Genomic DNA, 17,251 nt, shown 5'->3' on the forward strand with positions numbered 1-17,251 from the left:
GTGGTCGAGGGTGTGACCGCCCTCCTGGATCCGACCATCGGACTGTGCCTGCTGATCGGGGTGCTCCTCGGCACGCTGGTCGGTGCTGTCCCGGGCATCACGGCGACGATGGCCGTTGCCCTGGCCGCAGGGTTCACCCTGACGCTGGAGCCTCTCCAGGGCCTGGCCGTGCTGCTGTCCATCTATGTGGCGGCCCAGTTCGGGGACCGGGTGCCTGCCATCCTGGTGAACACCCCGGGCACCCCGGCCTCCATTGCTTCCACCTTTGACGGGTATCCGCTGGCGAAACAGGGCAAGGCGGGCATCGCGCTGACCAGTTCGGCGCTGGTCTCCGCGGTGGGCTCGTTGGCGGGGATCCTCATCCTCGTGCTCGCGGCCCAACCCCTGGCGTCGGTGGCCCTGCGGTTCGGCCCGGCCGAGATGTTCGCGCTCGTCGTGTTCGGCCTGACCATGATGGTCGGGGTCTCGGGCAGCAACGTCCTGAGGGGCCTCGTCGCCGGTGCGGCAGGCCTGTTGCTGGGCACCGTGGGACGCGATCCCATCACCGGCGACACCCGTTTCACCTTCGGGTTCTCGGAGCTCAGTTCCGGCATCCCGTTCATCGCAGCGATCATCGGTCTGTTCGGGATCGCGGAGCTCTTCAACCAGCTGGCTGAAAGGCGCAAGAAGAACAACCCTGTGCCCATCACCCAGCTGGGAGCGTGGTGGCCCACCCGGGCGCAACAGCGGGAGCTGCTCAAGCCCTCCGCCATCGGCACCGGGGTCGGTGCCGTGGTGGGTGTGGTTCCCGCCGCCGGCGGGGACATCGCAGGCGTCATCGCCTGGGCGCAGGCTAAACGTGCCTCCAAGCACCCGGAGAAGTTCGGGCACGGCTCGCTCGAGGGCCTGGCAGCGGCCGACAGCGCGAGCACGGCGACCATGGGCGGGTCCGTCACCACCACACTGGCCCTCGGCGTGCCCGGGGATTCCGTGATGGCCGTGATGATCGGCTCCATGATCATCTGGGGACTCCAGCCCGGCCCCGCCCTGTTCGTGGAGTCTCCAGATCTCGTCTACAGCCTGGCCACCATCATGGTGTTCGCCACGTTCATGGCCCTGGCCCTGGCCCTGGTCCGGATGCAGGGCGTGGTCAAGCTGCTCGCCCTGCCGCAGCAGTACCTGACGGCGATCATCATCGCCTTCTGCATCGTGGGCACCTACGCGGTGCAGAGCAGCGTCTTCGATGTGGTCCTCATGCTGTGCTTCGGCCTCATTGGCCTGCTCATGCGCCGGTTCGGTTTTCCCGCCGGCCCCATGGTGCTGGGTCTGATCCTCGGCCCGCTGGCCGAGAGCAACCTGCGGCGGGCCCTCGTCATCGACGGCTTCGGGACTGTGCTCACCAGTCCCATCGCCGTCGGTCTCCTCCTCCTCAGTCTCGGCGCTGTGCTGCTGCCGTGGCTCCGTTCCACCTCGAAAGCGAGGAAGCTCCGTGCCCGAGTCCCTGAATCCGTCCGGTGACGGCCCCGCCGTCCTGTGCCTGGGCGAGACGATGGCCCTCGTCGCACCGGCCGCCGCCGAACCCCTCGAGACCGCGGAGAGTTTTGTCCTCTCCGCCGGGGGCGCGGAATCCACCGTGGCTCTCTATCTGTCCGGTGCGGGCCACCGCGCCGCCTGGTTGAGCCGTGTGGGCGACGACCCCCTGGGCCGGCGCCTGCTGCGGCAGATGCAGACGCACGGGGTCGACATCTCGCTCGTCGGCTTGGATCCCAGCGCCCCGACAGGGGTGTACTTCAAGGATCCCGGCGAGAGCGCCACCACGGTCTACTACTACCGTTCCGGCTCGGCCGCCTCGACGATGGGGCCCTCCGTCCTGCACGACGTCAAGTGGGCGCAGCTGCCGGTGCTGCACCTGTCGGGCATCACTGCTGGGCTCTCTGCGAGCTGCCGTGCCCTGCTCGACGCCGCTTTCCCCACCGCCCGGGACCACGGCACCCTCGTGTCCTTCGACGTCAATCATCGACCGGGGTTGTGGTCGGCTGCGGAGGCGGCACCGGTGCTCGCCGAGTGCGCTCGGCAGGCCGATCTCGTCTTCGTCGGCCGGGACGAGGCCGAGACGCTGTGGGGCACCGGTGACTCGGAGGAGCTCTACGAACTCCTCGGGGCGCCACAGCACCTGGTGGTCAAGGACGGAGCAGTGGGTGCCACGGACGTCTCGGCCGTCGGGTCCGTGTTCGTGCCCGCTCACACCGTCGATGTCGTGGAGGTGGTCGGCGCCGGCGACGCCTTTGCCGCCGGGTATCTTTCCGGGGTGCTCACCGGGGAGCAGCCCAGAGCCCGGCTGGCACTGGGCCACACCCTTGCCGCCCGGGCCCTCTCCAGCGTCCACGACTTCGATCTGGTGTAGTGAGGCCATGTCACAGAGCATTCAACGGGCCATCGAGATCCTCGAGTACGTCAGTGTCCAGCCCCGCACGCCCAGTGAGGTCGGCGCGCACTTCGACATCCACCGCTCCACGGCCTTGCGCACCCTGCAGACCCTCACGGAGAGCGGACTGACGCGACGACGAGAGGACGGTCGCTACGGCGTGGGCTACCGCCTGGCCGGACTGGCCAATCTCGCCCTGGACCAGTTCGACCTGGCCAACATTGCTCACCCGTACCTGCAGGAACTGGGGCGCCGGTGCGGGCACACGGTCCATCTGGCCGCCGTGCAGGGCCGGTCCATCGTCTACGCCGACAAGATCGAGCAACCCGGCATGGTGCGGCTGTACTCCCAGATCGGCCACCCGGTCACGATCCACACCTCCGGGGTCGGCAAAGCCATCCTGGCCCACCAGGCCCCGGAGTTCGTGGAGCACGTGCTCAGCAGCGTCGACTTCTCCCGCTACACCGCCACGACGATCACCTCGCGCGAGCAGTTCCTGGAGCAGCTGGCCCAGGTCGTGGAACGGGGCTACGCGGTGGACGACGGCGAGTACGAAGACTTCCTGCACTGTGTCGCCATGCCACTGCGCGACGCCACCGGCCAGGTCACCGGGGCCGTGTCGATCACCGCCCTGAAAGCGCGGGCCACCATGGACGACCTCGTGGACCTGCTGCCGGCCTTGAGAACAACCACCACCACGATTTCGAAGGAGTTGGGATGGCGTCCGTAGACGACCTTTTCGACAGTACTTTCGCCCGCACATCGGTCATGGCCATCCTGCGCGGCTACACGCCCGAGCGCACCGTCGAGCTGGCCACCCGCGCCTGGGAACTCGGCATCGACTGCGTGGAGGTCCCGATCCAGTCGCCTGCGGCCGTCGAAGCCCTGGCCGCGACCGTCGCCGCCGGGCGCGACCACGGGCGTGTGGTGGGCGCGGGCACCGTCGTGAGCCTGGAGCACCTGGAACAGGCTGTCGCGGCCGGGGCGGGCTTCACCGTGGCGCCGGGCCTGGACCTCGCTGTGGCCCAGTCCAGCATCGCAGCAGGATTGGCTCACCTTCCCGGAGTCGCCACCGCATCGGAGATCCAGCGCGCCGCCGATCACGGCATGCGCTGGGTCAAGGCCTTCCCCGCCATCAGCCTCGGAACCTCCTGGTTCCACGGGATGCGCGGGCCTTTCCCCCAGATCAAGATCGTCGCCACCGGCGGCATCAACGCCCACAACGCCCGGGAGTACCTCGAGGCCGGAGCCGATGTCGTCGCGGTCGGATCCGCCCTCGAGGACCCGACGCAGCTGGAGCTGCTGGCAGCGCTGATGCCCTCACCGTCCACCACCGCCCCCTGAGAACCGTGGACCCTCACCGCCCACCACGACAATAAGGACACACACCCGTGCAGACCACCACCAGCCACTACACCCCGACCCCCACCCGCTATGACACGATGCGCTACCGCCGAGTCGGCAGCAGCGGGCTGAAGCTGCCCGCCGTCTCCCTGGGCATGTGGCACAACTTCGGCGACGACACGCCCCTGGACCGGCAGCGCGCCATTGTCCGCCGAGCTTTCGACCTGGGCATCACCCACTTCGACCTGGCTGATGGCTACGGCCCGCCCGCCGGCGCGTCCGAACGCAACGTCGGACGGCTCCTGGCCCAGGACTTCCACGGCCTGCGGGACGAGCTGGTGATCTCCACGAAGTCCGGCTACCCGTTCTCCCCCGGCCCCTACGGCACCGGCAGCTCCCGCAAGCACCTGCTGGCCGCCCTGGAGCGGTCTCTCGACAACCTCGGGCTGGACTACGTGGACATCTACTACAGCCACCGCTTCGACCCGGAAACCCCCGTCGAAGAGACCGCCGCCGCCCTGGACACCGCGGTCCGGCAAGGCAAAGCCCTCTACGCCGGCGTCTCCTCCTACTCCCCCGCGCGCACCCAGGAGATCGCCACCGCACTGCGCGACCTGGGCACGCCTCTGCTGATCCACCAGCCGTCCTACTCCCTGCTGAACCGATGGGTCGAGCACGGCACCCCCAGCCTTCTCGACGTCCTGGCCGGCGAAGGCACCGGGTGCATCGCCTTCTCCGTCCTGGCCCAGGGTCTGCTCACCGGCAAGTACCTCAACGGCGTACCCGCCGGATCCCGGGCGACCCAGGGCAAGACCCTCAAGGACGGCATGCTCTCCGAGGAGAACCTCGACCACGTCCGCGCGCTGGCCCGCATCGCCGAAGAACGAGGGCAGTCGTTGGCGCAGATGGCGGTCGCCTGGGTCCTGAAAGATCCCCGGATCTCCTCCGTGCTGGTCGGTGCGAGCAAGCCCGAGCAGCTGGACGACACCGTCCAGGGACTGCAGGGCCCGGACTTCACCACCGAGGAGTTGTCCCGCATCGAGGAGCACGCTCTCGACGGCGGGCTCAACCTCTGGACCGTCTCGAGCGAGGCCTGAATGTCCACCGATCGCACCTACCTGGAACAGATCCTGGCCGACGAGCACGAGCTGCAGTTCACCACCTTCGATCGGGAGGACGCCTGGCGTCTGGGCAACGCACTGCGCAGGGCGGCCCTCGAACAAGGCCTTCCCCTGGTCATCGGCATCACCTTGGGCGCCCAACGGGTGTTCCACACGGCCCTGCCGGGGGCCACCCCGGACAACGACTCGTGGCTGGAACGCAAGGCGGCCGTAGTCACCCACTTCGAGCGCAGCTCCATGGGAGTCGGCGAGCAATTTCGTGCTCTGGGACGGAACTTTGAGGACGACTCGCGTCTGCCGTCCCACCGCTACGCGGCCAATGGAGGAGTGTTCCCCATCAAGCTGCGCGAGTCCGGGACCGTCATCGGCACCGTCGGCGTGTCCGGATTGCCCCAGCGCGACGATCATGCGTTCCTGGCGCAGCAGCTACGGGCCTTCCTCTCCGGGCGGTGACCCCGGCCCCACCGTCCCCGCCGCGGCACGATGTCCGGACACCGGCCGTATGTGAAGCGAAAGGGTGCTGAAGCCGGATCGGATGTCACTTGGCGGGGCGGCAGCCCCGCTGCTCTTCCCCTCGCACGGCAGGACGGAGAAGAATCTGGTGATGGACCTTCCCCGCATCTTCACCATCCGCGAGAGCACCCACCGGATCCACAACCCGCTGACCGCGGGCAAGCTCGCGGCCCTTGGCGAGGCACTCCACCTCGCCCCCGGGACACGGATGCTCGACCTGGCCAGCGGCTCGGGCGAGATGCTGTGCACCTGGGCGCGTGACCTGGGCTTCACGGGCACCGGGGTGGACATCAGCACGGTCTTCACCGAGCAGGCCCGGGCCCGCGCCGTCGAACTCGGCGTCGCGGACCGGGTCGAGTTCGTCCACGGTGACGCCGCCGGCCATGTCGCGGATCAGCCGGTCGACCTCGCCGCCTGTATCGGCGCCACGTGGATCGGCAACGGCGTCGCCGGAACCGCCGAGCTGCTCGACCGCAGCCTCCGCCCCGGAGGACTGCTGCTGATCGGCGAGCCCTACTGGCGGCGGCTCCCTCCGGACGAGGAGACCGCCCAGGCATGCCACGCCACCGGCCTCGCCGACTTCCTGCTCCTGCCGGAACTGATCGAGCAGTTCCAGCAGCTCGGATACGACGTCGTGGAGATGATGCTGGCCGACCAGGACAGCTGGGACCGCTACGCCGCCGCCCAGTGGCTCAACCTGCGCCGCTGGCTCGACCAGAACCCGGACGACGATCTGGCCACCGAGGTACGCGAAGAACTCACCACGGAGCCCGCCCGCTACGTGCGCTCCACGCGTGAGCACCTCGGCTGGGGAGTCTTCGCCCTCATGGAACGCTGATCTCCCGGAGCAGGTTCCCGGGTCAACGGGCGTACGGCCCGGCGGGGCCGAGGAGGTCGAGGCCGGGGCGCGGTACGACAAGACCGGTCCGGGAGTACCAGGAGCGCCTTCAGGAATGCGTGAGAGGCGGCTAGAGACCGATCTCGTCCAGGTCGGCCCCGACGATCAGCCGACCGCTGTACCCCTGCTGCGCCGCCTGCCACTTCTCGAGCGGCCAGCTGCCGGGCACGAAGTGGTTGAGCACGAGCGTCGGGACGCCGGCCTTCTCCGCGATGGCACCCACCTCTTCGACAGGGGTGTGGGACTTGATGAGGTGCTGGAAAGCCGCCTCGTCCTCGGGGCTGCGAGGTTCCGGATAGCGCTGGGCCGCCCATTCGGTGGCGATCACCTCGTGCACCAGCACATCCGCGCCCCGTGCCATCCGGACGAGGTTCTCGCTGGGTCCGGTGTCGCCGGAGAAGACGACGCTGCCGTCCTCGGTGTCGAAGCGGAAGGCGAAGGAGGGGAAGACCGGAGCATGCTGGACCAGGGTCGCGGAGACCTTCACCCGGTCGTCCTCGTAGAAGACCACCGGCTTCATCCGCGGGTGCGGATCGCCGTTCGGGTCGTCGGCGAGACGCTCCGGCAGGGGGATGTCGTGACCGGCGAACATGTCCTGCGGGGCGGGCATGCCGCCGTCGATGGCGCGATCGTTGAAGTCCGTGGCGAAGGCACGCACGAGCAGCCCGACCATCTCCGCGGTGCCCGGGGTGGGGTTCTCGGGGGCTGTGATGGGCGGCATCGGATGGGTGCCGGTCTTCGGCGGCAGGATCCCGCGGTTGCCGGGGCCCCACACCGGGACAGGGCGGTCCGCGGCCACCAGACCGTTGTAGGCACCCAGGCTGAGGATGTTCGAGAGGTCGTTGATGTGGTCCGAGTGCAGGTGGGTGAGGAAGATCGCGCGCAGATCGCTCAGCGCGGCCCTGGCCTGCCAGTTCCCGAGCTCGGCGTCCATGAGCCGGAATCCGACGCCCTCGCCGGTGTCCACGAGGTAGTAGCGGTCACCGACGACCAGCGCGCTGGCGATGCCCGTGCGCGGCGGCTCGGTGGCGCCCCAGCCCGGGCCGCCGCTGGTGCCCAGGAGGACGATCTTGGTCCGTGCATCGGAACGCAACGGCGTGCCGGCCGCCGCCGCAGCCACGGGGGCCGGCGCGAGCAGGGGAACAGCACCGGCAGCGGCGAGACCGCCGAGCACCGTACGACGCGACACGGGACGTTCTCGAGAGGACATCAGGACTCCTGGGCAGGCTGCAACGAGACGCACATCACACTAGTCCGCAGACCGTCTGTTCAACAGGCGGTCGAGCACCGGCCCCTTCCCCGCACCACGAGCGCGCTGACCGGCCGAGGGCCCTACGCCGGCGGGCCGGCCCCGGGCCCGTCCTGCGCCGTGGCGCGCAGGTGCTCCCGGCCGACCCGGCGGACGCACGCGGTGATGCGGTGCAGCCGCTCGGAGTCCAGGGCCCAACTCTGCCAGTAGAGCGCGACGTCGTGGTGCGCGTGGTCCTCGAGCAGGTCCAGGGACCCGTCGGCGAGGTCCGTGCCCAGCTGCAGCTCCGGGAGCATCCCCCAGCCCAGACCCGCCCGGACGGCGGCGAGGAAGCCCTCGGCGGACGGGACGGTGTGGGTGGGCGGGGACCGGTCGACGCCGTGGGCGCGCAGCGCGCGCAGCTGCAGGTCGTCCTTGGCGTTGAACCGGAGCACCGGCATGTCCGCCCAGTCGACGCCGGCCTCGGTGGTGAACCGCCGGCGCAGGGCGGGGGTGGCGACCGGGACGTAGCGCATGAAGCCCAGCCGCTCGAGCCGGCATCCGCTCACGGGGGCGGGGTCGCCGGTGACGGCGCCGATGACGTCCCCCTGGCGCAGGAGCCGGCTGCTGTGGTCCTGGTCCTCCACGTGCAGGTCCAGGGTGGTGTCCGACCAGCCGGCGGCCTCCTGCAGGACGGGCACGAACCAGGTGGCCAGGGAGTCGGCGTTGACGGCCACCGGGGTCACCGTCCGGGAGGAGATCCCGTGGCCGAGGGAGTGCAGCGCTTCCGCCTCGAGCACCTGCACCTGGCGGGCGGTGCGCAGCAGCACGGCCCCGGCCTCGGTGGGAGTGCAGGGCGCGCCGCGGCGCACCACGACCTGTCCCACGGAGGCCTCCAGGGCCTTGATCCGCTGGCTGACGGCCGACGGGGTGATCCCCAGGGCGTCCGCGGCGGCCTCGAAGGTGCCCTCGTCGACGATCGCGGTCAGGGCGCGCAGATGCTCGAAGTTCATGAAGCAAAACTAACGCACCTATCAATTCTTTCGTTTGTCTGTACCCCAGGAGCTGGCTACCGTCGAGGCCATGTGGAGCATCTGGGGTACCGGGCTGATGAGCGGACTGGCGCTGATCGTCGCCCTCGGCGCGCAGAACGCGTTCGTGCTGCGGCAGGGCATCCGCCGCGAGCACGTGGGCGTGGTGGTGGCGCTGTGCGCGGTCAGCGACGCGGTGCTGATCCTCGGCGGCACTGCCGGGATCGGGGCGCTGGTCTCCCGGTTCCCCGAGGCCCTGGACGTGCTGCGGTGGGGCGGGGCCGCCTACCTGACGTGGTGGGCCGTGCGGTCCTTCGCCTCGGCCCTGAAGCCGTCCTCCGTGACCGCCGAGGCCCCGCGCTCCCGCGGATCGGTCATCGCCACCACCCTGGCCCTGACCTACCTGAACCCCCACGTCTACCTCGACACCGTGGTGCTGCTGGGCAGCCTCGCCAACCAGCACGGAACCGACGCCCGGTGGGTCTTCGCCGGAGGTGCCGTGGTGGGCAGCGTGGTGTGGTTCTCCGCCCTGGGCTACGGCGCCCGGGCGCTGTCCGGGGTGCTCAGCAGCCCGCGCACCTGGCGGGTGGTGGACCTGGTGATCGGCGTGGTGATGCTCGCCCTGGCCGTCAACCTGGTGCGGGGCTGATCCCGCGGTCTCAGCCCGCGGCCGGCTCCTCGGTGACCGACTCCTCGGCGGCCGGCTCCCCGGTAAGCGGCGGCTCCTGGGGCAACGGCTCCTCGGTGACGGGCTCCCCGGCGGCCGGCTCCTCGGTCACCGGCTCCGCCGACGTCGCCTCGGTCCAGGAGGCGCCGGGCTCCCGGGGCGTCCCGGCGGCGAAGGCCTGCCGGACGGCCTCGGCCTGCTCCTCGGGACCGGCGTGCTCGGCGGCGGCGATCACCGTGGCGAACGCCTTCGTGTCGTGGACGAGCTCGGTGATCGTCTCGGGCGAGTCGACGCACCAGGCGTAGGCCGTCGCGTAGTCCACGGGGCGCCCGTTGGCGGTCACGGTCCCGCGCTCGTCGAGCTCCACGCTCATGCGTCCTCCTCGGTCGGGGCTCCGGCTCCCGGGGCGGGCCGGCCGTACGGCGAGAGTACCCCCGGGCGGCACGGCAGGACCGGAGGAAGCCCTCCTCCGGCCGGATCCGCGCCACCCGGGCGGGCACATCTCGTGCCGGACTGACACCCTGTCGTCAGCGGTTGTCAGGCTTGCTCCCTAGACTGGACGGGTGCAGGCCTGGCTGGAGTCCCTCCCCCTCGGGGCCGCGATTCTGTTCTTCTGGGCCGGGGCCGTTGTGCGGACCACCACCATCTTCGCCCTGGGCCGCGCCGCCGCCACCGGCGGGAGCCGGCGTTCCGACCGCGTCCGCGAGCTCATGGACACCGCCGTCTACCGGCGGGCCCAGCGGTTCGTGCACCGCTGGGGCGTCCTGGCCGTCCCGGCCTGCTTCCTCACCGTGGGTCTGCAGACCGCCGTCATCCTCACCACGGCCGTGACGGGCATGCCCCTGCGCCGCTGGATCCCCGCGATGCTCGTGGGCACCCTCATCTGGGGCGTCATCTACGGCACCGTGGGCATGGCGGTCGTCTGGGCGTGGCTGGAGCAGCCGTGGGTGGTCGCGCCGGTCGTCGTCGCCGTGCTCCTCCTGCTGCTCGGCCACAGGATCCGCGCGCGACGCCGGGCCCGCCGCGAGCGCCGCGACGAGGACCTGCCGATCTCCCGATGACCCCCGGCCCGCCGTCCGGTCTCAGAGAATTCTTATGAACCGGGGGTAGTGTTCCGGCAGTGATGTCACCGATGCAGTCCCCCGTTCCCCACATGTTCGCCGCGCCCGTCTACGCCGCCGAGCGGCTGCTCGTCGAGGCCATCCACGACGAGCACGTCAGCGTCGACGCCGTCGTCGTCCTCGACGCCCTGGCCGAGCACGTCACGGCCGCTGAGGCCCCCGCCCTCGAGGTTGTCGCCGAGGACGCCCAGCTCACCTGCGCGGAGCTCACGGCCGCCCTGGGCGACCTGGACGACCTGGGCTACCTCCAGGAGCTGGCCGAGCACGCCCCGCCCCTGTCCGCTCTTCGCGCCTCGCTCTTCGGAACGGCCGCCTGAGCGCAGCGGGACGGGCTCAGTCCCGCTGCTCGGACTCCTCGTTCTTGGCGTCCCCGTGCTCGTGCGGGATCGGGGTCATCTCGGTGGTCATGTCGGCGTCGTCGTTGGAGGCGGCGTCCTCGATGGGGTCCGGGCTGGAGGTGGGCTGCTCGCTCACGAGGTGCTCCTTCGTCGGGATGGCGTGCGCCGCATCGGCGCGGTGCCCCCAGACTACGACGGCTCCCTGCTCAGCCGGCGTCCTCCGCCGGGGCGCGCAGCGGCGCGAGGGCGGTGGACCAGGACACGACCTGGTCCAGCATCGTGGCCAGCGAGCGCCGGTGGTGCTCGGCCGGGGCGAAGGTGCGGTAGTGCTCGAAGTCGGTGCGCAGGGACAGCGACACCTGCTGGCGCACATCGGCCAGCTGCAGCTCCCCGGCCACCTGCCGCAGCTGCTCCACGGCGCGCACGCCGCCGGCGGTGCCGTAGGAGACGAAGCCCACCGCCTTGTTGTTCCACTCGGCGTAGAGGTAGTCGAAGGCGTTCTTCAGCACCCCGGGCGCGCCGTGGTTGTACTCGGGGGTGACCACCACGAAGCCGTCGAAGCGATCGATCGTGGCCGCCCACCGCCTGGTGTGCTCGTTCTGGTACTTCCCGGCCGAGGGCGGCACCGGCTCGTCGAAGTGCGGCAGGGGGTGCTCGCGCAGGTCGAGGAGCTCGAACTGGGCGTCGCCGCGCCCGGTGGCGTGGGCGAGGACCCAGCGGGCCACGTCCCCGCCGTTGCGGTTCGGCCGGGTGCTGCCGAGGATGATGCCGATGCGGACCATGGCGGTCCCTCCCGGGGGTCTCGGATCAGGTGCTGACAGTGCCAACACGTGCGGCGGGCCGCTGCTTCCCGGCCGGAGCCGCGGACAGCAGCCGCACGGCCTCGCGGGCGGCCGCTCGCCCCGCGCGGGTGGCGCCGAGGGTCGAGGCCGAGGCGCCGTAGCCGACCAGCAGCACCCGCGGATCCCGGAGCACGCGCACCCCGTCCATCCGGATGCCGCCGCCGGGTTCGCGCAGCCCCAGGGGTGCCAGGTGGTCCAGGGCGGGCCGGAAGCCGGTGGCCCACAGGATCGCGTCCGCCCGCACCTCCCGGCCGTCGGCGAGCCGGACGCCCTCGGGCGTCACCGCCCCCAGCGGCCCGGCAGAGACGAGGATCCCGGCCTCGATCCCGGCCCGGTACTGGGCGGTCAGGGGCAGCCCGGTGGCCGAGACCACGCTGGCCGTCGGCAGGCCCGCGCGGGTCCGCTCGTCGACCCGGCGCTCGACGTCCCGCCCCCAGTCCGGGTCGAACTCCCGGTCCGTGAAGCGCGGGGACCGGCGGGTGACCCACGTGGTGGTGGCGCCCGCCGCGGCGAGCTGGAGCAGGAACTGCACGGCCGAGGTGCCGCCGCCCACGACCACCACGTGCCGGCCGCGGAACTCCTCCGCGGAGCGGAAGTCGTGGGTGTGCAGCTGCCGCCCGCGGAAGGACTCCCGCCCGGGGTAGTACGGCCAGTGGGGGCGGTCCCAGGTGCCGGTGCCGTTGATCACCAGCTCCGTCCGCCAGGTGCCGGTGTCCGTGACCACCTCGAGCGGCCCGTCGTCGGACGCCGCCTCGACGCGACGCACCGCGACGGGACGGTGGACCGGCAGCGCGAAGCGGCGCTCGTACTCGCCGTAGTAGCGGGCGACGACGGCGGAGGCCGGCTCGGCCGGGTCCTGCACCCCGAGGGGCAGCCCGGGCAGGTCGTGGATCCCGTGGGCGCCGCCGAAGGTGAGGGAGGGCCAGCGGTGCCGCCACGCTCCCCCGGGGCCGGGATTGGCGTCGAGGACCACGAAGTCCTCCTCGGGGACCAGTCCCCGGCGCCGCAGGTGGTGGGCCGCCGACAGCCCGGCCTGTCCCGCCCCGATGACCACGACCTTCATGCCCGCCCCCCTTTTTGGTTGATGTATCACCAATCAGGAAACGGCCGGGGGTGGCGGGCTATTCCTGGGCCCGCCCCGCCGCCGTGGCGGGCTCCCCGAGCAGGGAGCGCACGTGCCGGACCGCCCGCCGGGCCTCCGGGGTCCACCAGGCGCCCACGTAGACGTGGAAGGCGCCGGGCTCGTAGATCAGCTTCCCCGGGTTGCCCGCCCGCGCCAGGTCCCGCGCGAAGGCCAGGACGTCGGCGGCCAGGATGTCCTTGCCGCCCTGGACCACGTGCACCGGCGGCAGCCCGGCCACGTCCCCGTAGAGCGGGCTGACCAGCGGGTCGGTGAGCTCGCGGTCCCGCGCCCAGGCCGCGGCCATGGGCACCACCCGGTCGGTGCTCAGCATGGGGTCGTGCGGGTCGATCTCCCGCACGGCCGGGTGCGTGGCGGAGACGTCCACCGCCGGGGAGAAGCCCACCACGTGGTCGGGCATCCGCTGCCCGGCGTCCCGCAGGCGCATGGCCAGCCCGATCGCCAGGCACCCGCCGGCCGAGTCCCCCGCGACCACGATCCGGTCCGCGGCGGGCCGGGTCACGAAGTCCACCCAGGCCGCGGCGAGGAAGTCGTAGCCCTCGTCCACGTGGCCCTCCGGGGCCAGCCGGTACAGCGGGACCGTGACCGTGGTCCCGGTGTCCTTCACGAGCTCGCGGACGATCCACCAGTGCGCCGGCAGCAGCGGGTTCACGAACGCCCCGCCGTGCAGGTAGATCAGGTGGGACCCGTCCGCCCCGGCGCGCGGGGTCAGGCGCAACAGCGGGCGCCCGGCCACCTCGGTGCGCTCCACGGCGTGCGAGCGCCGCAGGTCGGCCGGGATCCTGGCCGGCTCCGGGTACCGGCGCCCATGCAGCTGCTCCACCGGGGTCCACGGCTGCAGGCGCGCCCGCAGCCGGACCGCCTGGGAGGTCAGGGCCATGCTGATGCTCATCCGGTCACCCTTCCTTCGCGCCGGGCTCAGGCCAGCTGGAGGGTGGTGAGGCAGGTCGGGCTGTCCGGGGAGGTCTCGAACTCCTGGACCGCCCGGCCCCGCTCCGAGCCGATCTCGAGCGTGCCGGTGATGTCCTTGGGCAGCCAGAAGCCCACGAACCCGTTCTCGTAGCTGGCCACGCTCTCGTCCACGAGCACGGCCCCGGAGCCGTCGGTGATCCGCACGTCGAAGTCCTCGCCCACGAGCTCGCCCTGGCACCCGGAGAGGCTGTGGAAGAAGCACTCGTGGGTCGTGGTGGCATACGGGGCGACCGCCAGGTAGAAGCGGTCCTCCGGCATGGGCAGGGTCGTCTCGGCGGTGCCGTCGTCGAGGACGACCTCGTCGTAGGTCACGGAGCCGGCGAGGCCGGCGTCGCGGTCCTCGTGCGTGCGGTCCAGCTGCTCGACGACCTCCTGCGTGCTCGCGCCCTCGAGCCCGTGCGCCCGGAGCAGGTCGTCCTGCTCGGAGCCCCCGCCGGCACAGCCGGAGACGAGGAGCAGGACGGCGGCGGACACGGACAGCACGGCGGATCGCATGGGTCCAGGATATCGGGGCGGTCCCTGCCACCGGCTCCCCCGCAACCACCCCGGGATGCCGGGAGTTTCCTGTGGGACCGGTCACAGATCCTGCCCCGGCGGCTAGAGTGGATGTCCAGTGGTGTGAGGGGTTCGGGAGGATCCGCCGTGCAGAACACCGAGAACAACGAGGTCTCCGGGATCGTGCTCCTGATCGCCGGGGCGGTGGTCCTGTCGGTGGTCTCGTTCGTCCTCGTCAACCTGGGCACGATCCTTCTCCTCCTGCTGGCGGGAGCAGCCCTGTGGCTGTTCGGCGTGCTCCTGCGGACGCTCGTCCGCTCCCTGGTGGTGCGCGTGCGGGAGCGGCTGCACGGCTGGCAGCGGAGCCGCGCCGGGTCCGGTGCGCGGACGGACGGAAGGGCCGCCGCGAGGAACCCGGGGAGGAGCCCCCGGAAGAACAGCGGGAAGTCGATCATCAGGACCGCGGAGCAGGCCCGGCTGGCCGCCGCGGAGGACATGCGCACCGCGTGGATCCGGTGGCAGCTCGGCGTCCTGCCGCCGCAGCAGCGGCACGGGGAGGCGAGCTTCATCGCCGTCCGGCTGGCCGAGGTCCCGCACGCGGACTGGGACGCGACCCGGCTGCGGCGGCACGGCCAGGCCCTGTGGTCCGTCCGGGACGCCGCCGCCAGGACGCCCCTGCACGGGGAGGTCGAGGCCCGCCTGGACCGGGTGGCCGCCATGCTCTCGGAGCTGACCGACGAGGAGTTCGACACCCACCGCGGCCAGGTCGACGACCGCTACCTGTACCACCCGGACCGGGAGGTCCGGGCCGCCTACCTGGCGGGCGGCTCGCAGGGCGTCGAGGCCATCATGGGCACCATCACCGCCGTCCGCGCCCAGGTCCGCGAGGACGCGGCCGCCCGGGCCGCCGCGGACTGCCTGGCGCGCGAGCGCAACGCCGCGCTCCGGGCGCTGCGGGAGACCCGCCGGCCGGCCCGGCCCCGGGACGCCCACGCCGCGTGGGAGGCGCAGGCCGAGCAGATCGGCCGGTGAGCCGCCGGGACCGGGGCGGGCCCTACGCCAGGTGCTCCTCCGGCTCGCCCTGGAACTCGCGCACCTCCACCGGGAGCGTGGTCGCCTGCGCCAGCTTGCGGCCCCACTCGATGGCGGCGTCGTAGTCCGGGGCGGCCACGATGCAGATGCCCCCGGCGTGCTCGTCCTCGCGCTCGTACGGACCGTCCGTGGTCACCACGTCCTCGCCGTGGAAGCGCACGACGACGGACGCCTCCGCCCGGTCCAGGCCCCCGGCGAAGACCCACGCCCCGGCCGCCCTGAGTTCCTCGTTGAACGCGGCGACGTCCCGCATTACGGGCTCGAGGACCTCCGGGGCCGCCGGTCCGCCGTCGGGCTGTTCGATGCTGAGCAGGTAGTGCTTCATGGCGAGCCTCCTGGGCGTCGGATGGTCCTCGGAGTCTACGGTCGCGGCGGCCCGCCGAAATAGACCTGGGCGTCCACCACCTGCCCGTCGCGCACGGTGATCGCCTCCATGTTCCGGAAGGTCCCCCCGGCCCGGAGCTCGTACTCGTACCGGACGAGCACCAGGCCGGGCTCCGCCTCGACCACCTGGAGCAGGTCCTGCCGGGAGACCCGCTGCGCCGTGGGGAAGCACCGCTCGAAGTACGCGGCCCGGTCGATGTGGTCGTCCTGCGGGGACGTGAACCGGAACCCGTCCCCGACGAGCCCGCGGGCCGCCGTCTCGTCCTGCGCGAGGTAGGCGGCGAAGAGCCGCCGGACGACGTCCGTGCTGCTGCTGGTCATGCCCGCAAGCTACTCCCGGGCGGGAGCCGGGACAAGCACGGAGCCGGTCCGCCCACCGGGGCTCAGCCGTTCTGCGGGACCTGGGCCACCAGCTCGTCGTCGCCGGGCTCCGCCACGGGCGGCAGGGCCCGGGCCTGCTCCGCGACGGGGCGCACCGCGCGGTCCGCGGGCTCCAGGCGCATGGTCCGGCCCGTCTCGAGGGAGGTGAGCACCGCCTCGTGCACCCGGATGTCCATCAGCCCCTCCTCCCCGCCGGCCTCGGGATCGGTGCCGGTGAGGATGCAGTCCGAGAAGTACGCGGTCTGGCCCGCGAACTGCTCCACCGGGTCGTGGGCGCGGGTCTCGCTGCGCCCATCACGGGTCACGGTCCAGCTGATGCCCACCTCGGGGCCGAAGCCGAAGCACGGCTGCGCCGCGACCACGCCCCCGGTGCCCACCACCGTGAACTGCTCGGTGGCCTCGCCCGCGTAGCTGATGGTGAACTGCGCCACCCGCTGCCCGGGGAAGCGCAGCGTCACCGCCACGGTGTCGTCGAAGTCGAAGCCGCGCCCCGGGGTCCGCACCCCCATCGCGTGGACCTCGAGGGGCTCGGCCGCGAACAGGTGGCGCACCGCGTTGAGGGGGTAGCTGCCCATGTCCGGGATGGGCCCGCCCCAGTACCCGGAGTGCCCGCGGTGGTTGGCCTCGTCGATGTCCTGGGTGAAGACGGCGGTGAACAGCCGGGGGTCGCCCACCAGCCCCTCGTCCCGGACCCGGGTGATCAGCTCGAGCGTGCCGGGCTCGTGGTGCAGCCGGTACGCGACCATCAGCCGGGCCCCGCCGCGCGCGGCGGCGTCGATCATCGCCCGGCAGTCCTCCACGGACGTCTCCATCGGCTTCTCCACCAGCACGTGGACGCCCGCCTCGAGCGCCGGCTCGGCGAACTCGCGGTGCCGGAACACGGGCGTGGCCACGTAGACCGCGTCCACGTCCCCGGAGGCCAGCAGCGCGGGGTAGTCCTCGTAGGAGTACGCGGGCACGCCGTACTCGGCCGCGAGCTCCCGGGCCTTGTCCGGGGTGCCGGTGACCAGCGCCGCCAGCACGGAGCTGCCGGCCCGGGCCATGGCGGGCAGGAACGCCTGCTGGGAGATCTGGCCGAGCCCGACCACCGCGTAGCGCACGGGGCCGTTCGTCGAGGGGGCGGTCCGGGGAGAGGTCATGGGGCATCCTTCGCGGTCGGGACGGACGGACGGTCCCGGCCAGACTAGCCCCGCGGGGTCCCGGGAGGGCGGAGCGGGCCCGGCGTCCCCGGATCCCGCCGGATGCGCGATCATGGGAGGTCCGAGGGACCGCGCACGCG

The 17,251-nt window shown here is 72.0% G+C and carries 22 protein-coding genes; 11 read left to right on the plus strand and 11 right to left on the minus strand.

The window, feature by feature from the left end; translation table 11 throughout:
• The first annotated feature begins 12 nt into the window (after positions 1-12).
• The 7 genes from RF644_RS04100 to RF644_RS04130 all read left to right on the plus strand — a co-directional run bounded on the left by RF644_RS04100 (position 13) and on the right by RF644_RS04130 (position 6,220).
• On the plus strand, positions 13-1,497 hold the full coding sequence (locus tag RF644_RS04100) for a tripartite tricarboxylate transporter permease (protein WP_368795514.1): 1,485 nt from the start codon (positions 13-15) through the stop codon (positions 1,495-1,497).
• Positions 1,469-2,383, plus strand: coding sequence for a sugar kinase (locus RF644_RS04105; RefSeq protein WP_309057132.1), 915 nt, complete (start codon positions 1,469-1,471; stop codon positions 2,381-2,383). Before RF644_RS04100 ends, RF644_RS04105 begins: the two co-directional genes overlap by 29 nt.
• Before the next feature lie 7 nt (positions 2,384-2,390).
• Positions 2,391-3,134, plus strand: a complete 744-nt coding sequence (locus RF644_RS04110; RefSeq protein WP_368795515.1) for an IclR family transcriptional regulator — start codon at positions 2,391-2,393, stop codon at positions 3,132-3,134.
• Positions 3,122-3,748, plus strand: coding sequence for a bifunctional 4-hydroxy-2-oxoglutarate aldolase/2-dehydro-3-deoxy-phosphogluconate aldolase (locus RF644_RS04115; protein ID WP_368795517.1), 627 nt, complete (start codon positions 3,122-3,124; stop codon positions 3,746-3,748). Before RF644_RS04110 ends, RF644_RS04115 begins: the two co-directional genes overlap by 13 nt.
• A 47-nt stretch (positions 3,749-3,795) precedes the next feature.
• Positions 3,796-4,845, plus strand: coding sequence for an L-glyceraldehyde 3-phosphate reductase (mgrA, locus tag RF644_RS04120; RefSeq protein WP_368795518.1), 1,050 nt, complete (start codon positions 3,796-3,798; stop codon positions 4,843-4,845).
• Positions 4,846-5,322: a heme-degrading domain-containing protein gene (locus RF644_RS04125; RefSeq protein ID WP_368795519.1), complete on the plus strand. Its 477-nt coding sequence runs from the start codon at positions 4,846-4,848 to the stop codon at positions 5,320-5,322.
• 151 nt (positions 5,323-5,473) lie between these two features.
• A complete protein-coding gene (locus tag RF644_RS04130) occupies positions 5,474-6,220 on the plus strand; it encodes a methyltransferase domain-containing protein (protein WP_368795520.1) in 747 nt (248 codons plus the stop codon).
• Between the two features lie 130 nt (positions 6,221-6,350).
• Here the strand turns inward: RF644_RS04130 and RF644_RS04135 are convergent, their stop codons facing one another.
• Both RF644_RS04135 and RF644_RS04140 read right to left on the minus strand, forming a co-directional pair.
• Positions 6,351-7,490: an MBL fold metallo-hydrolase gene (locus RF644_RS04135; protein WP_368795521.1), complete on the minus strand. Its 1,140-nt coding sequence runs from the start codon at positions 7,488-7,490 to the stop codon at positions 6,351-6,353.
• 122 nt (positions 7,491-7,612) lie between these two features.
• Positions 7,613-8,521 carry a LysR family transcriptional regulator ArgP gene (locus RF644_RS04140; RefSeq protein WP_368795522.1) on the minus strand — a complete coding sequence of 303 codons (909 nt, stop codon included), beginning with the start codon at positions 8,519-8,521 and terminating at the stop codon, positions 7,613-7,615.
• Between the two features lie 70 nt (positions 8,522-8,591).
• Here RF644_RS04140 and RF644_RS04145 point away from each other — a divergent pair, with 70 nt between their 5' ends.
• Complete coding sequence (locus RF644_RS04145) at positions 8,592-9,188, plus strand: LysE/ArgO family amino acid transporter (protein ID WP_368795523.1); 597 nt, start codon at positions 8,592-8,594, stop codon at positions 9,186-9,188.
• Between the two features lie 10 nt (positions 9,189-9,198).
• Here the strand turns inward: RF644_RS04145 and RF644_RS04150 are convergent, their stop codons facing one another.
• Complete coding sequence (locus RF644_RS04150) at positions 9,199-9,579, minus strand: hypothetical protein (RefSeq protein ID WP_368795524.1); 381 nt, start codon at positions 9,577-9,579, stop codon at positions 9,199-9,201.
• Positions 9,580-9,769: 190 nt separating this feature from the next.
• On the opposite strand from RF644_RS04150, the gene RF644_RS04155 reads away from it, so the two are divergent.
• On the plus strand, positions 9,770-10,267 hold the full coding sequence (locus RF644_RS04155; RefSeq protein WP_368795526.1) for a DedA family protein: 498 nt from the start codon (positions 9,770-9,772) through the stop codon (positions 10,265-10,267).
• Between the two features lie 71 nt (positions 10,268-10,338).
• The gene (locus tag RF644_RS04160; RefSeq protein WP_017834986.1) at positions 10,339-10,644 is read left to right on the plus strand and encodes a hypothetical protein; all 306 of its coding nucleotides are present in this window, start codon (positions 10,339-10,341) and stop codon (positions 10,642-10,644) included.
• A 16-nt stretch (positions 10,645-10,660) separates the two neighbouring features.
• Here the strand turns inward: RF644_RS04160 and RF644_RS04165 are convergent, their stop codons facing one another.
• The 5 genes from RF644_RS04165 to RF644_RS04185 form a co-directional block, all read right to left on the minus strand.
• Positions 10,661-10,801 (minus strand): hypothetical protein, encoded by a 141-nt coding sequence (locus RF644_RS04165; RefSeq protein WP_017834987.1) that lies wholly within the window; start codon positions 10,799-10,801, stop codon positions 10,661-10,663.
• Between the two features lie 70 nt (positions 10,802-10,871).
• Positions 10,872-11,447, minus strand: coding sequence for an NADPH-dependent FMN reductase (locus RF644_RS04170; protein WP_368795527.1), 576 nt, complete (start codon positions 11,445-11,447; stop codon positions 10,872-10,874).
• Between the two features lie 25 nt (positions 11,448-11,472).
• Complete coding sequence (locus tag RF644_RS04175; protein WP_368795528.1) at positions 11,473-12,570, minus strand: FAD-dependent oxidoreductase; 1,098 nt, start codon at positions 12,568-12,570, stop codon at positions 11,473-11,475.
• A gap of 58 nt (positions 12,571-12,628) precedes the next feature.
• Positions 12,629-13,540, minus strand: a complete 912-nt coding sequence (locus tag RF644_RS04180; protein WP_368795529.1) for an alpha/beta hydrolase fold domain-containing protein — start codon at positions 13,538-13,540, stop codon at positions 12,629-12,631.
• Between the two features lie 26 nt (positions 13,541-13,566).
• A complete protein-coding gene (locus tag RF644_RS04185) occupies positions 13,567-14,115 on the minus strand; it encodes a CueP family metal-binding protein (protein WP_368795530.1) in 549 nt (182 codons plus the stop codon).
• Positions 14,116-14,262: 147 nt separating this feature from the next.
• On the opposite strand from RF644_RS04185, the gene RF644_RS04190 reads away from it, so the two are divergent.
• Positions 14,263-15,147: a hypothetical protein gene (locus RF644_RS04190; RefSeq protein ID WP_368795532.1), complete on the plus strand. Its 885-nt coding sequence runs from the start codon at positions 14,263-14,265 to the stop codon at positions 15,145-15,147.
• A 22-nt stretch (positions 15,148-15,169) separates the two neighbouring features.
• Here RF644_RS04190 and RF644_RS04195 read toward each other — a convergent pair whose 3' ends face one another.
• From RF644_RS04195 to RF644_RS04205, 3 genes are all read right to left on the minus strand, one after another.
• Complete coding sequence (locus RF644_RS04195) at positions 15,170-15,532, minus strand: YciI family protein (protein WP_035924466.1); 363 nt, start codon at positions 15,530-15,532, stop codon at positions 15,170-15,172.
• A gap of 35 nt (positions 15,533-15,567) precedes the next feature.
• Positions 15,568-15,912 (minus strand): nuclear transport factor 2 family protein, encoded by a 345-nt coding sequence (locus RF644_RS04200; RefSeq protein ID WP_115163310.1) that lies wholly within the window; start codon positions 15,910-15,912, stop codon positions 15,568-15,570.
• A gap of 62 nt (positions 15,913-15,974) precedes the next feature.
• A complete protein-coding gene (locus RF644_RS04205; RefSeq protein ID WP_368795533.1) occupies positions 15,975-17,111 on the minus strand; it encodes a Gfo/Idh/MocA family protein in 1,137 nt (378 codons plus the stop codon).
• Between the last annotated feature and the right edge of the window lie 140 nt (positions 17,112-17,251).

The organism is Kocuria sp. CPCC 205258, from assembly GCF_040981005.1.
Lineage (GTDB): Bacteria > Actinomycetota > Actinomycetes > Actinomycetales > Micrococcaceae > Kocuria > Kocuria rosea.